Annotated in this window: 15 protein-coding genes; 5 read left to right on the forward strand and 10 right to left on the reverse strand. The window is 68.8% G+C overall.

Features of this window, described 5'->3' with window-relative positions; all coding sequences use genetic code 11:
- Positions 1-40 precede the first annotated feature (40 nt).
- The 3 genes from trxB to M6B22_RS11840 all read left to right on the forward strand — a co-directional run bounded on the left by trxB (position 41) and on the right by M6B22_RS11840 (position 2708).
- Complete coding sequence (gene trxB, locus M6B22_RS11830; RefSeq protein ID WP_269441753.1) at positions 41-1003, forward strand: thioredoxin-disulfide reductase; 963 nt, start codon at positions 41-43, stop codon at positions 1001-1003.
- 97 nt (positions 1004-1100) lie between these two features.
- Positions 1101-1430, forward strand: a complete 330-nt coding sequence (gene trxA / locus M6B22_RS11835; protein WP_269445828.1) for a thioredoxin — start codon at positions 1101-1103, stop codon at positions 1428-1430.
- Between the two features lie 159 nt (positions 1431-1589).
- Positions 1590-2708: an N-acetylmuramoyl-L-alanine amidase gene (locus tag M6B22_RS11840; protein ID WP_269441754.1), complete on the forward strand. Its 1119-nt coding sequence runs from the start codon at positions 1590-1592 to the stop codon at positions 2706-2708.
- On the opposite strand, the gene M6B22_RS11845 is transcribed toward M6B22_RS11840, so the two are convergent.
- Positions 2709-3335: a hypothetical protein gene (locus tag M6B22_RS11845; protein ID WP_269441755.1), complete on the reverse strand. Its 627-nt coding sequence runs from the start codon at positions 3333-3335 to the stop codon at positions 2709-2711.
- Between the two features lie 68 nt (positions 3336-3403).
- Positions 3404-4645: a pyridoxal phosphate-dependent aminotransferase gene (locus M6B22_RS11850; protein ID WP_269441756.1), complete on the reverse strand. Its 1242-nt coding sequence runs from the start codon at positions 4643-4645 to the stop codon at positions 3404-3406.
- A 112-nt stretch (positions 4646-4757) separates the two neighbouring features.
- On the opposite strand from M6B22_RS11850, the gene M6B22_RS11855 reads away from it, so the two are divergent.
- On the forward strand, positions 4758-5360 hold the full coding sequence (locus M6B22_RS11855; RefSeq protein ID WP_269441757.1) for a nitroreductase family protein: 603 nt from the start codon (positions 4758-4760) through the stop codon (positions 5358-5360).
- Here the strand turns inward: M6B22_RS11855 and M6B22_RS11860 are convergent.
- Genes M6B22_RS11860 through rpmH form a run of 8 tightly spaced genes read right to left on the reverse strand, consistent with a single transcriptional unit; the run spans position 5336 to position 10666 of the window.
- Complete coding sequence (locus tag M6B22_RS11860; protein WP_269441758.1) at positions 5336-6547, reverse strand: ParB/RepB/Spo0J family partition protein; 1212 nt, start codon at positions 6545-6547, stop codon at positions 5336-5338. The genes M6B22_RS11855 and M6B22_RS11860 overlap by 25 nt on opposite strands.
- The gene (locus M6B22_RS11865) at positions 6544-7530 is read right to left on the reverse strand and encodes a ParA family protein (RefSeq protein ID WP_331459728.1); all 987 of its coding nucleotides are present in this window, start codon (positions 7528-7530) and stop codon (positions 6544-6546) included. The genes M6B22_RS11860 and M6B22_RS11865 overlap by 4 nt, the downstream gene beginning before the upstream one ends.
- Entirely contained in the window at positions 7527-8216 is a 690-nt protein-coding gene (gene rsmG / locus M6B22_RS11870) for a 16S rRNA (guanine(527)-N(7))-methyltransferase RsmG (RefSeq protein WP_269441759.1), read from the reverse strand. Before rsmG ends, M6B22_RS11865 begins: the two co-directional genes overlap by 4 nt.
- 4 nt (positions 8217-8220) lie before the next feature.
- Positions 8221-8778: a Jag family protein gene (locus M6B22_RS11875; protein WP_269441760.1), complete on the reverse strand. Its 558-nt coding sequence runs from the start codon at positions 8776-8778 to the stop codon at positions 8221-8223.
- Between the two features lie 44 nt (positions 8779-8822).
- A complete protein-coding gene (yidC, locus tag M6B22_RS11880) occupies positions 8823-9863 on the reverse strand; it encodes a membrane protein insertase YidC (RefSeq protein ID WP_269441761.1) in 1041 nt (346 codons plus the stop codon).
- Positions 9864-9873: 10 nt separating this feature from the next.
- Positions 9874-10149 carry a membrane protein insertion efficiency factor YidD gene (yidD, locus tag M6B22_RS11885; RefSeq protein ID WP_269441762.1) on the reverse strand — a complete coding sequence of 92 codons (276 nt, stop codon included), beginning with the start codon at positions 10147-10149 and terminating at the stop codon, positions 9874-9876.
- The gene (locus M6B22_RS11890; protein ID WP_331459729.1) at positions 10146-10487 is read right to left on the reverse strand and encodes a ribonuclease P protein component; all 342 of its coding nucleotides are present in this window, start codon (positions 10485-10487) and stop codon (positions 10146-10148) included. Before M6B22_RS11890 ends, yidD begins: the two co-directional genes overlap by 4 nt.
- A gap of 41 nt (positions 10488-10528) precedes the next feature.
- Positions 10529-10666 carry a 50S ribosomal protein L34 gene (gene rpmH, locus M6B22_RS11895; RefSeq protein ID WP_269441764.1) on the reverse strand — a complete coding sequence of 46 codons (138 nt, stop codon included), beginning with the start codon at positions 10664-10666 and terminating at the stop codon, positions 10529-10531.
- A 427-nt stretch (positions 10667-11093) separates the two neighbouring features.
- On the opposite strand from rpmH, the gene dnaA reads away from it, so the two are divergent.
- Complete coding sequence (gene dnaA / locus M6B22_RS11900) at positions 11094-12503, forward strand: chromosomal replication initiator protein DnaA (protein WP_269441765.1); 1410 nt, start codon at positions 11094-11096, stop codon at positions 12501-12503.
- Positions 12504-12695 lie beyond the last annotated feature (192 nt).

Here is a 12695-nt window from a genome sequence, read left to right on the forward strand (position 1 = left end):
GATCGTTGAAGGCAGCACCAGCAGAGGTGGAAGGCACATCGTGACGCAGCATCGCAACGTGATCATCGTGGGGTCGGGGCCGGCCGGGTACACGGCTGCGCTCTACACCGCACGCGCCGACCTCGCCCCGCTCGTGTTCGAGGGTGCGCAGTACGGCGGCGCGTTGATGAACACCACCGAGGTCGAGAACTTCCCGGGTTTCCCCGAGGGCATCATCGGCCCGGACCTGATGCACCAGATCAGGGCGCAGGCCGAGCGGTTCGGCGCCGAACTGGTCAGCGACGACGTCGTCTCGGTCGATCTCAGCGGGCCGGTCAAGACGGTCCGGACGCTGGCCGGGGAGTACACCGCGGACGCGGTGATCCTGGCGATGGGCTCTGCGTACCGCAAGCTCGGCATCGCCCGCGAGGACGAACTGTCCGGGCACGGCGTGTCCTGGTGCGCCACCTGTGACGGATTCTTCTTCCGCGACCAGGACATCGCCGTCGTCGGCGGCGGCGACACCGCGATGGAGGAGGCCACCTTCCTCACCCGGTTCGCCAAGTCCGTGACGGTGGTGCATCGCCGCGACACGCTGCGCGCCAGCAAGATCATGGCCGAGCGGGCCGAGGCGAACCCGAAGATCCGCTGGGCCTGGAACAGTGCGGTCACGGACATCGCCGGCGAGAACGCCGTGTCGGCCATCACGCTGCGCGACACGGTCACCGGTGAGGAGCGGCAGCTGCCGGTCGGTGGACTGTTCATCGCGATCGGCCACGAGCCGCGCAGCGAGCTCGTCAAGGGCCAGGTCGACCTCGACGACGAGGGGTACGTACTCACCACGGTCGGCACCCGCACCAACCTGGACGGCGTGTTCGCGGCCGGTGACCTCGTCGATCACACGTACCGGCAGGCCATCACCGCGGCGGGTACGGGGTGCCAGGCTGCACTGGACGCCGAGCGCTATCTCTCCGCGCTCGCCGACACCATCCCGTCCACGAGCACCGGCGCCGGGCGGGGCTGACCGCCACACGAAAGCGCGGCGACCAGGGTCTTGCGGGAATCCGCCGGGCACACGTTATGTTGCACAGGTACCGCCGCAGGATCAGGAGATGAGAGACATGGGTCAGAACACCGTGCACGTCACGGACGCCAGTTTCGCCAGCGAGGTGCTGCAGTCCGAGCGCCCCGTACTGGTCGACTTCTGGGCGACCTGGTGCGGACCGTGCCGTCAGGTGGCACCCGTCCTGGAAGAGATCGCCGGTGAGTACGCCGACAAGCTGACGATCGCGAAGGTCGACATCGACGCGAACCCGGGCGTCGCCCGCGAGTACCAGATCATGTCGATCCCGACCATGGCCGTGTTCGAAAAGGGCAAGCTGGTCAAGACGATCGTGGGGGCGCGTCCGAAGGCCGCGATCCTCAACGAGCTGTCCGAGTACGTCGCCTGACTCGATCCGAACAGCATGCCACGAGGCGGCCGCCCGGTGCGGCCGCTTCGTCGTATCGCGCATCAACGTTCGCTGTGACGGCGACGGTGCCGGAGCCGACGTGAGGCACAATGACACCGACACGTGCCTGCCCCGAAACGACGAAGGTGCGCCTGACTCATGCACTCACTCCGCCGCGGCGCGACCGGTAGCGCCGTCGTCGAGGTTCGTCGCATGCTGGCTACCCTCGGCCTGCTGAACAACACCGACCCGAAGCAGGAGGACCAGTTCGACGAAGCCGTCGAGCTGGCGGTCCGGCACTTCCAGCAGCGCCGGTCGATCTCGGTCGACGGCACCGTGGGCGCCGAGACCTATGCCGCACTGGCCGGCGCGCAACGCCAGCTGGGCGACCGGCTGCTGGCCCACGACGCGGGCAACCCGCTCACCGGGGACGACGTCAGCGCGTTGCAGCAGCAGTTGCTCGAGCTGGGCTACAACGTGATCCGCGCCGACGGCGTGTTCGGGCCATCGACGGCCGACGCACTGCGCTCGTTCCAGCGCGACTACGGACTGGTTGCCGACGGGCTGTGCGGGCCGAACACGTTGCGGGCACTGCGTCAGCTGGGCCGGCGCGTGGTGGGTGGCAGCCCGCAGCTGCTGCGGGAGATGGTCGCGGTCGCGGTGTCCGGACCCAACCTGCTGGGCAAGCGGATCGTCATCGACCCGGGCCACGGCGGCGCCGATCCGGGCGTGGAGCACGAGGGCATCGCCGAGGCCGAGCTGGTCTGGGACCTGGCCAGCCGGCTGGAGGGCCGGCTGGCCGCGCTCGGGGTACGCACCTGGCTCACCCGCGGCCCGCAGAACGGGCGCTCGGACGCCGAGCGCGCCGAGCTGGCCAATGACGTGAACGCCGACGTGGTGCTCTCGCTGCACGTGGACGGCTTCGCCTCGCCCCGGGCCAACGGTCTGGCCGCGTACTACTTCGGGACGGACGGCTCCAGCTCGACCGTCGGTGAGCGGCTGGCCGACCTGGTCCGCCGCGAATTGGTCGCCCGCACCGGCCTGACCGACGGCCGCATCCACGGCAAGGCCTGGTCGCTGCTGCGGATGACCAAGATGCCCGCGGTGCGTGTCGAGGTCGGCTATCTCACCTCGCCGATCGACCGGCCCATGCTGCTCGACCCACTGTTCCGGGACACCGCCGCCGAAGGGCTGCTCGTCGCGATCCAGCGGCTGTACCTGGCCAGCGCCGACGACCCGCCAACGGGCGTGCTGCAGATCTCCAAGATCGCCGGCTGATCAGCGGGACAACACCGGCGACTGCATCGAGGACAGCAGCCGGTCCAGCGCGTACTCGACGTCCTCCCGCCACGACGCGGTGCTCTTGATGTCCAGCCGTAACCGCGGCGTCCTCGGGTGCGGCCGGAGGGTCTTGAACCCGACGGACAGCAGGTAGTCGGCGGGCAGCAGGCACTGCCGATCACTCGCGTCCGGCTCGCCGCCGTCGATGCGCCCGAAGGCCTCGATGGCCCTGATCCCGCGCCGGCTCACGTCGCGCGCGACAGCCTGCACCAGCGTGCGGCCGAGCCCGCCGCCGACGAACTCCGGCACCAGCCGCGCGGTCATCAGCAGCACCGCGTCCGGGCTGACCGGCGAGGTGGGGAAGGCGACCGAGCGTGGGACGTACGAGGCGGGCGCGTACAGCACGTAGCCGGCCGGGATGGTGTCGACGTACAGCAGGTACCCGCAACTTCCCCACTCCAGCAGGGTGTCCGACAGCCACGCCTCCTTTTCCAGCTCCGCCGACCCGGACGCGCAGGCACGCTCGCCCGCGACGGGATCGAGCTCCCAGAAGACACAGGAGCGGCAGCGATGCGGCAGGTCGTCGAGGTTGTCGAGCGTGATGCTGGTCAAGCGGCGCGTCACGACAGCCATTGTGCCCGGGCAAGGTCCGCACCGTCACCCCACTGGCCGACGCCGGCCGGTGGGGCGGGCTAGGCCCCACCGTCGTAGTCGGACAGGAAGGATCCGATCCGGCCGATCGCCTCGGTCAGATCGTCCGCCCGGGGCAGCGTGACGATCCGCAGGTGATCGGGCTCGGGCCAGTTGAAGCCGCTGCCCTGCACGACGAGCACGTGCTGCTCGCGCAGCAGTTGCAGCACGAACTGCTGGTCGTCCTTGATCGGATAGCGCTCCGGGTCGAGCCGGGGGAAGACGTACATCGCACCGGACGGGCGCACGCAACTGACGCCGGGGATCTTGTCCAACGCGGTGAGCGCGGCTTCACGTTGCTCGTGCAGGCGGCCGCCGGGAAGGACGAGCTCGCGGATGCTCTGCCGCCCACCGAGGGCGATCTGGATCGCGTGCTGCGCCGGGACGTTCGCGCACAGCCGCATGTTCGCCAGGATCGTGATGCCTTCGAGGTAGCTGGCCGCGTGCTTCTTCGGCCCGGACACCGCCATCCAGCCGGCGCGGAATCCCGCGACCCGGTAGGCCTTGGACAATCCGTTGAAGGTGAGCACGAACAGATCGGGCGCGACACGGGCGAACGCGGTGTGCACCGCGCCGTCGTAGAGGATCTTGTCGTAGATCTCGTCCGACAGGACCGCGAGGCCGTACTCACGCGCCACGTCGGCGATCTGCTCTAGTACCCCCGGTGGGTATACCGCACCGGTCGGGTTGTTCGGGTTGATGACGACGATCGCCTTGCTGCGCGGGGTGATCCGGGCGCGGATGTCCTCGATATCCGGCAGCCAGCCGTTCCGCTCGTCGCACAGGTAGTGCACCGGCACGCCGCCGGCCAGGGAGGTGGCCGCCGTCCACAGCGGGTAGTCCGGCGCGGGAACGAGCACCTCGTCGCCGTTGTCGAGCATCGCCTGCAGTGACATCGTGATCAATTCACTGACACCGTTGCCGAGCCACACGTCATCGACGGTGATCGACTCGATCTGCTGCTCCTGGTAGTGGTTCACGATCGCGGTGCGCGCCGACAGCAGCCCCTGCGAATCGCAATACCCTTGCGCCGTAGGCAGGTTACGCACGATGTCGACGAGAATCTCGTCCGGAGCCTCGAAGCCGAACGGTGCCGGATTGCCGATGTTCAACTTGATGATCCGGCGGCCCTCCTCCTCCAGGCGCTTGGCCTCTTGAAGGACCGGACCGCGGATGTCATAGCAGACGTCCTGCAACTTGCGGGACTGGCGCAGATCGCGGCCGCCCGTGCCGAATGAGCTCACGCGTCACACGATGGCACACCATGCGGGTCGCGAGCATCCGATATCACCAGCACCACATGCCGAGGGCGCCGGTTGTGCGCTGCCGGTGCGCTTCTCATGCCACAGTGGCGGCATGGAACTGAGCGAAGCGGTGCGCAACCGCAGGATGGTCCGCTCCTACGACCCGGATCGGCCCGTTTCACGCGAAGTGCTTGACGGGCTGCTCAGGCTCGCGATCAGGGCACCTTCGGCGGGGCATACCCAAGGCTGGCAATTCCTGGTCCTGGACGACATAACGTCGCGCAGTGCGTTCTGGACGGCCACCTCCGGCGGCGAAGCGGACGCTTGGTTGACTCGGATGCAGACCGCGCCCGCCTTGATCGTCTGCTTCTCCGACAAGGATGCCTACCTCGACCGGTACGCGGAGCCGGACAAGGGCTGGACCGATCGCGACGAAGCACGCTGGCCGGTCCCCTACTGGCACATCGACACAGGGATGGCCGCCATGATCTTGCTGCTCGCCGCGCAGGAGGCCGGCCTGGGCGCCTGCTTCTTCGGCGTGCCCGGCGAACGCTGGCCGCAGCTGCGCGCGGCGTTCGCGGTGCCGGATCGGCTGGCAGCGGTGGGTGTGGTGAGCCTCGGCTACCCCGCTGCCGACGTTCGCTCCCCTTCGCTGCGCCGCGGCCGCCGCCCGCTGGACGACGTGGTGAGTTACGGCTCGTTCGCCGCCGGCTGAGCTTCGGTGCGGCGCCGCGGTGAGAGCTGCGGCGCCATCACCGCGATGATCCGCTCGAGGTCGTCGACCGAGGCGAACTCGACGGTGATCTTGCCCTTGCGCCGGCCGAGTTCGACCCGGACCCGGGTGTCGAAGGCGTCCGACAGCTTGTCCGCGAGTTCGTTGATCGCCGGCGCGGTCATGCGGTGCGTGGGAGCGTGCCGGCCGGGCTTCTTGCCCGCGGCGCCACTGGCGTGCAACGCGACCTGCTCCTCGGTGGCGCGCACCGACAGGCCTTCGGCCACGATCCGGGAGGCGAGCTCGTCCTGCGCCTCGGTGTCCTGCAGGCCGAGCAGGGCGCGCGCGTGGCCGGCCGACAAGACCCCGGCCGCGACACGGCGCTGGACCGGGATGGACAGGTTCAGCAGCCGGATCGTGTTGGTGACCTGCGGCCGGCTCCGACCGATGCGTGCGGCCAGTTCGTCGTGCGTCGTCCCGAACTCCTCCAGGAGTTGCTGGTACGCAGCCGCCTCTTCCAGGGGGTTGAGTTGGGCCCGGTGGATGTTCTCCAACAGGGCGTCGCGCAGCATGGCGTCATCGGCAGTGGAGCGGATGATTGCCGGAACGACCGTCAGGCCGGCAGCCTCGGCTGCCCGCAGCCGTCGCTCCCCCATCACCAGCTCGTATCCGTCGCTATCGGGCCGGACGACGACCGGCTGCAGCACGCCGAACTCACGGACCGAGTGGGTCAGCTCGGCGAGCGCGTCCTCGTCGAAGACCTGGCGGGGCTGCTTGGCGTTCGCGTGGATGCGCTCGATCGGCAGTTCAGCGAAGCTGGCGCCCGCCACCGGCAGCAGCGTGGCGCCCGGTTCGACATCGACGGCCCCGTTGTGACCGGACGTGTGGTCGCCGGACATGTGGTCGCCGGACATGTGGTCGCCGGACATGGCTTCAGACGCCGTCGCCGATTCCACTGCCGACTCCACCGCCGGGTGCGCGGCCTCACCCGCGGGCGACTCGGGCATCGCCGGGTCCGGCACCGCAACTGTCGCGCCGGCTCCGAACCCGTCCGGACCGGGTCGTTCGGCGCTGTCGGTGGCCGAACCAGCCGGTGCGAGGGCATCTGCCGGTTCGACCACCGGTGGCGCGGTGGGAATCAGGGCACCGAGCCCGCGCCCCAGCCCGCCACGACGATTCTTGTTACTCATTCGCCAGATCCCCCCGCCTGCATCGTCCTGCCGCGCTCAGCCATTTCGCGCGCTGCCTGAAGGTATCCGATGGCGCCGCGTGAGCCGGCGTCGTAGGTCATCACGGTCTGCCCGAAGCCGGGCGCCTCGGACACGCGCACGTTCCGTGGAATGACCGGCTCCAGAACCAGCTCGCCGAAGTGGGCACGCACCTCGGACGCGACCTGATCGGCGAGCCGGGTGCGGCTGTCGTACATCGTGAGAAGCACCGTGGTGACGGTCAACTCGGGGTTCAGATGCGACTTGACCAGGTCCACCGTGTTGAGCAGTTGCGCCAGCCCCTCCAGCGCGTAGTACTCGCACTGGATCGGGATGAGCACCTCGCGAGCCGCGACGAGCGCGTTCAGGGTGAGCAGCCCCAGCGACGGCGGGCAGTCGATGAAGATGTAGTCCGGCGGCTCGGGCCGGCGCAGGTAGTCCTGGACCGCGCGCTGCAGGCGATGCTCACGAGCCACCTGTGAGGTCAGCTCGATGTCCGCTCCGGCCAGGTCCAGGGTGGCAGGCACGCACTGCAGCGTCGGTGCGAACTCTGCGATGGAGCACAGCTCGTGCAACGGCCTGCCGTTGAGCAACAGGTCATACACCGAAGGTGTGCCGACGCCGTGCGCGATACCGAGCGCCGTACTCGCGTTGCCCTGGGGATCCAGGTCGATCACCACGATTCGCAGGCCATGCAGCGCCATCGCCGCCGCGATGTTCACCGTGGTGGTGGTCTTGCCGACCCCGCCCTTCTGGTTCGCAACGGTGACGACGCGGGTTGCCGCCGGCCGGGGCCACTGCTCCTGGCGCACGTTCATGACATGCACCGCTTGAGCGGCTTCCCTGGCGATCGGCGTGTCGTAGGCCCGGTCCTGGTCACTCGTTTCACGTGAAACATCGCCGACCACGTCAGGAGATTCGAGCAGTGTTTCACGTGAAACCTGACCGGGCTCTGGCTCGCTCATGAACTCCCCTTCTGCTTCCGGTGCGCGGCCCGCTGTATCACGATCACCCGGCTCGGCTGGTCGAGTCCTGGGATCTGGCATTCGACGACCTGCCCGGCGGTGCCACCGGCGCGGCGCACGGCCACACCGTCACGATCGAGCTCTGCTGCTGCACTCCGACCCTTAAGTGCCAGCAAGCTGCCGCCGGGCGCCAGCAACGGTAGACACCATCCCACTAACCGAGCTAGTGGCGCCACCGCACGTGCGGTCACCCACTCGCACGCACCGACCGCGGCGCTGACGGTGCGCTCTTCGGCCCGGCCATGATGCACGCGGACCGCTTCGGCAAGCCCCAGCTCATCGACTGCCCGGACGAGGAAGTTCACACGGCGCTGCAGTGGCTCGACCAGGTCGACACGCAGGTCCGGCCGACGAATCGCCAGAACCAGGCCGGGAAGGCCGGCACCGGACCCGATGTCGACGAGCCGGGTGGACAGGGGGAGCAGGTCGGCGACGGCCGCACAGTTGAGCAGATGGCGGGCCCAGATTCGTTCGGCCTCGCGCGGACCTATCAGCCCGTGTTCCGTGCCGACCGTGGTCAGCAACCTGGCGTACCGGATCGCCAACGGCAGCCGGTCGCCGAACAGCTCCGAAGCGGCCGTCGCCTCCGGTCCGATCGGCGGTGCCGCATCAGGACCGGAGTTCACCGGCTCATCGGTCGGTGAGCACGACGACGCGCCGGTTCGGCTCCTCGCCCTCGGACTCGCTGCGCACGCCGTCGATCACCGAGATCGCGTCGTGCACGACCTTGCGCTCGAACGGGTTCATCGGCGTCAGCCGCGCCGACTCTCCGGACTCCAGTACGCGGGTCGCGGTGTCCCGGGCCAGTGCGGCCAGTTCGTCCCGGCGAGCCTGCCGGTGGCCGCTGACGTCCAGCATCAGCCGGCTGCGGTTCCCGGTCTTCTGCGCGACAGCCAGCCGGGTCAGTTCCTGCAGCGCGTCCAGGGTCTCCCCCCGCGGCCCGATCAGCGAGGTCAGCCCGGAGCCGACGATCGCGACGATCGCCCGGCCGTTCTCCACGTCCAGGTCGATGTCTCCGTCGAAGTCGACGATGTCCAGCAACCGCTCCAGGTAGTCGGCCGCGATGTCCCCCTCACGGACGAGCAGGTGATCCACATCCTGCGCGTCGCTGCCGTCCGCGTCGCTGCTGTCTGTGCCGATGCTGTTGGCGTCGTCGGCGGGCTCGGTCACAACGTCGGTGTCACTCACGGTATGGCTCTCTTTCGGTGTGTTCGTACTGCCCGCGCACGCGGTCAGCGGCGCTTCTTCGCCTGGGTGGGACGCTTGGCCGGTGGCCGCTTGTTCGCCTGCCGTTGCGGGCGCTGGCCCGGCCGGGGTGCGTTGCGTGCTGGTGTGGCCGGCGCGTCCTCGCTCGGTTCGACCGGCTCCTTGGTCAGCGAGGTGGTCCCGGGTCTGGCGCGCTGCGGGCGCTGTCCTGGTTTCGGCGCGAGGGTCTTGCCCAGCTCGCCCGCCGGCGCGGCGGTGAGGCCCTCGTGGGGGTGGTACTTGTTGATGTACAGCTGCTGCGCCATCGTCCAGGTATTGCTCGTGAACCAGTACAGCAGCACGCCCAGCGGGAAGAACAGACCAGACCCCAGGGTGCCCAGCGGGATCAAGTACAGCATCAGCTTCTGCACCGTTGCTGCGGTGCCCTCGGCCTGGGTCGGGTTGCCGGCCCGCACGAGCAACTGGGTGGTGAAGGTGGCCCCGGCGCTGATCAGCACCAGCACCAGAATTACGCCGATCATCACCCCGCGCTCGCCGCCGAGCACGTTCACCTGGTCGGCCGTGTCGGTGAGCCGCCCGGCCAGCGGCGCGCCGAACAGCTTGGCCTGGGCCGCGCCGCAGGTCTCGTTGCGCGTGAAGGTGTACAGCGTCAGCAGCTTGCCGTCGTAGGACGGCTGGTGGCACAGCAGGACAGAGTTCGAGAGGTGCCGCAGCACGTGGTACAGCGCGATGAAGATCGGGAACTGCAGGAACATCGGCAGGCAACCGGACAGCGGGTTGAAGCCCTGCTCCTGCTGCAGCGCCATCATCTGGCGCTGCATCTCGGCCCGGTCGTCCTTGTACTTCTTGCGCAGCTTCTGGATCTCCGGCTGCATCGTCTGCATGTGCCGCTGGTACTTGACCTGCTTGATGAACAGCCGGAACAGCAGCAGCCGGGCGGTGATCACCAGGAAGACGATCGACAGCGTCCAGTTCAGGCCGCCGTTCTTGTCCAGCCCTACCGCGTTGAACAGGTGGTGCCACTGCAGCAAGACCCAGGAGACCGGGGTGTACAGGAAGTTGAGCACTCAATGACTCCTAAACGGCCATCAGGTCGGTCGTGGCTGCGGACGCATCTGCGGTTCGATCAACGAGTGCGGGTACCGGGTCGTGCCCGCCGGCGTGGAACGGGTGGCACCGCAACAGCCGGCGCATCGCCAGCCACCCGCCGCGGGCCAACCCGAAGCGTTCGATCGCCTCGGCCGCGTACGCGCTGCAGGTCGGCGTGTAGCGGCACGACGGTGGCCGTGCCGGGCTGATCGCGGTCCGGTAGAAGGTGATCGCCCGCACCGCGGCGCGGGCCGGGGCTCTCATCTGCCGGCACCGGCAGGCCGCGGCACCCGGGCCAGCTTGCTGAGCGCCGCGTCCAGGTCGCGTCCGAACTCGGCGGACGAGGCCGACGCCGATGGTGGCAACGCCCGCACGACCGTTCCGGAGCCGACGGGCAGCAACTGCACCCTGGCGGCCAGCTGCGCCCGCAGCCGCCGGCTCACCCGGTGGCGGACGACGCTGCCACCCACGGAGCGGCCGACGACCAGCCCGGCGGTCGCCGGACCGTCGCTCAGGCCGGCCAACTGATGCACGACGAGGCTGCCACGGCGGACGCGCGCACCCGTGCGCACGACTGCGGCGAAGTCCGCGGACCGCCGCATCCGGTGCGCCGGCGCGAGCACGGGACGACGAACGTGTCGGCTCAGGCCGACAGTTCGCTGCGACCCTTACGCCGGCGGGCGGAGATGATGGCACGCCCGGCGCGGGTGCGCATCCGCAACCGGAAGCCGTGCGTCTTGGCGCGGCGGCGGTTGTTCGGCTGGAAGGTGCGCTTGCTCACGGACCGACTCTTTCCTATCGAGAGACCTACTCATCCCGCGGTGGTCGCGCGGGTGCGACCTGCAACCTGATCGGGACGCCGTGCGGGCAGCGATCAAGACGCGGACCGCACGGACCGGTCTCCACGGTACGGATCGCAAGCCTGCGCGGTCAAACCGGCCGGGGTGGCGAACCGGCCAACCTATGCCGGATTTACACTACTGCCCGGACGACACGCCGGAACCTATTGCCGCCCCAATCTAGCCGCTGTTAGGTTCCCGGACCGTGTCACCCGGCATTGCCTGACATCCGCGATCCGGTGGACTCCGGTGGTCTCTGCGTACACAGTGTGTGGAGAACTCTGTGGATTTCGCGCCGCCGTGCCGACGTGAGATCGTCGGCGAGCCGAGTTTCGCAGCGCATGACAGCACCTGGAGTGGACCCGATCCGTGGACGACCGATCAGATCTCGTTGCCGTCTGGGACAGGATCAAATCCCGATTCGACGACCCGTCGGTGCGTCCGCAGCAGCGTGCCTGGATCCGGCTGACCCGGCCGCTCGGCCTGGTCGAGGACACCGCGCTGTTCGCGGTGCCGAACGACTGGGCCCGCGAGTACTTCGAAGACCGGCTCCGCCCGCTGATCGCGACCATGCTCAGCGCCGAACTCGGTCACGAGGTTCGGGTGGCCACCACCGTCGACGAGCGCACCGACGAGGCCGCCTCCGACGAGGAAGCCGACCCGGAGGACGCCGAGGCCGACGAGCCTGAGCCGTGGTCACCCCGCCCGGCCCGGCCGGTGCGGACCGTCGCCGGATCGGACAAGGACGCCCGGCTGAACCCCAAGTACACCTTCGACACGTTCGTCATCGGCTCCAGCAACCGGTTCACCCACGCGGCCGCCGTCGCGGTGGCGGAAGCGCCGGCGCGCGCCTACAACCCGCTGTTCATCTACGGCGACTCGGGGCTGGGCAAGACGCACCTGCTGCACGCGATCGGGCACTACGCGCAGCGGTTGCTGCCCGGCCTGCGAACCCGGTACGTGTCCAGCGAGGAGTTCACGAACGACTTCATCAACTCCGTGCGCGACGACAAGATGCAGGCGTTCCAGTCGCGGTACCGCTCGGTGGACCTTCTCCTGATCGATGACATCCAGTTCCTCGAGCGCGCCGAACGCACCCAGGAGGAGTTCTTCCACACCTTCAACACGCTGCACAACGCCAACAAGCAGATCGTCATCAGCTCGGACAAGGCGCCGCGACAGCTCTCCTCGCTCGAGGACCGGCTGCGCACCCGCTTCGAGTGGGGCCTGATCAGCGACGTCCAGGCGCCTGACCTGGAGACCCGGATCGCCATCTTGCGCAAGAAGGCGGCCCAGGACGGGATGAACCTGCCGCCGGAGGTGCTCGAGTTCATCGCGACGAAGATCCAGAGCAACATCCGCGAGCTCGAGGGCGCGCTGATCCGGGTCACCGCCTTCGCCAGCCTGAACCGCCAGATCGTCGAGATGCCGCTCGTCGAGACGGTGCTGCGCGACCTGATCACCGAATCGGACACCCCGCAGATCACCGCCTCGATGATCATGGGTGTCACCGCCGAGTACTTCGCCGTGTCCATCGACGACCTGACCGGGACGTCGCGCAGCCGGGTGCTGGTCGGCGCCAGGCAGATGGCGATGTACCTGTGCCGCGAACTCACCGACCTGTCGCTGCCGCGCATCGGCGAGAAGTTCGGCAATCGGGACCACACGACCGTCATGCACGCCGAGCGCAAGATCAAGGCGCAGATGGCCGAGAAGCTCACTGTGTACAACCAGATCGCCGAGTTGACCAGCCGGATCAAGGTCCGGGCGCGGGCGTGAGCAGTCGCCTTGCCGTTGTCCACACCAGTTGTGCATGCCGCCGTGCACACGCAGCCGCCCGGCTGTGGACAGCGGCGCGGTCGGCGGATCCGTCCACCGGGCCGCGCTGTCGTCGGGATGACCTACGGTTGGTCGTCCACAGGGCCGGCGCCGGTGAACGCTAGCCTGCAGATGGTTATCCCCACTGTGCAC

It is taken from the genome of Jatrophihabitans cynanchi (genome assembly GCF_027247405.1).
GTDB classification, from domain to species: Bacteria; Actinomycetota; Actinomycetes; order Mycobacteriales; family Jatrophihabitantaceae; genus Jatrophihabitans_B; species Jatrophihabitans_B cynanchi.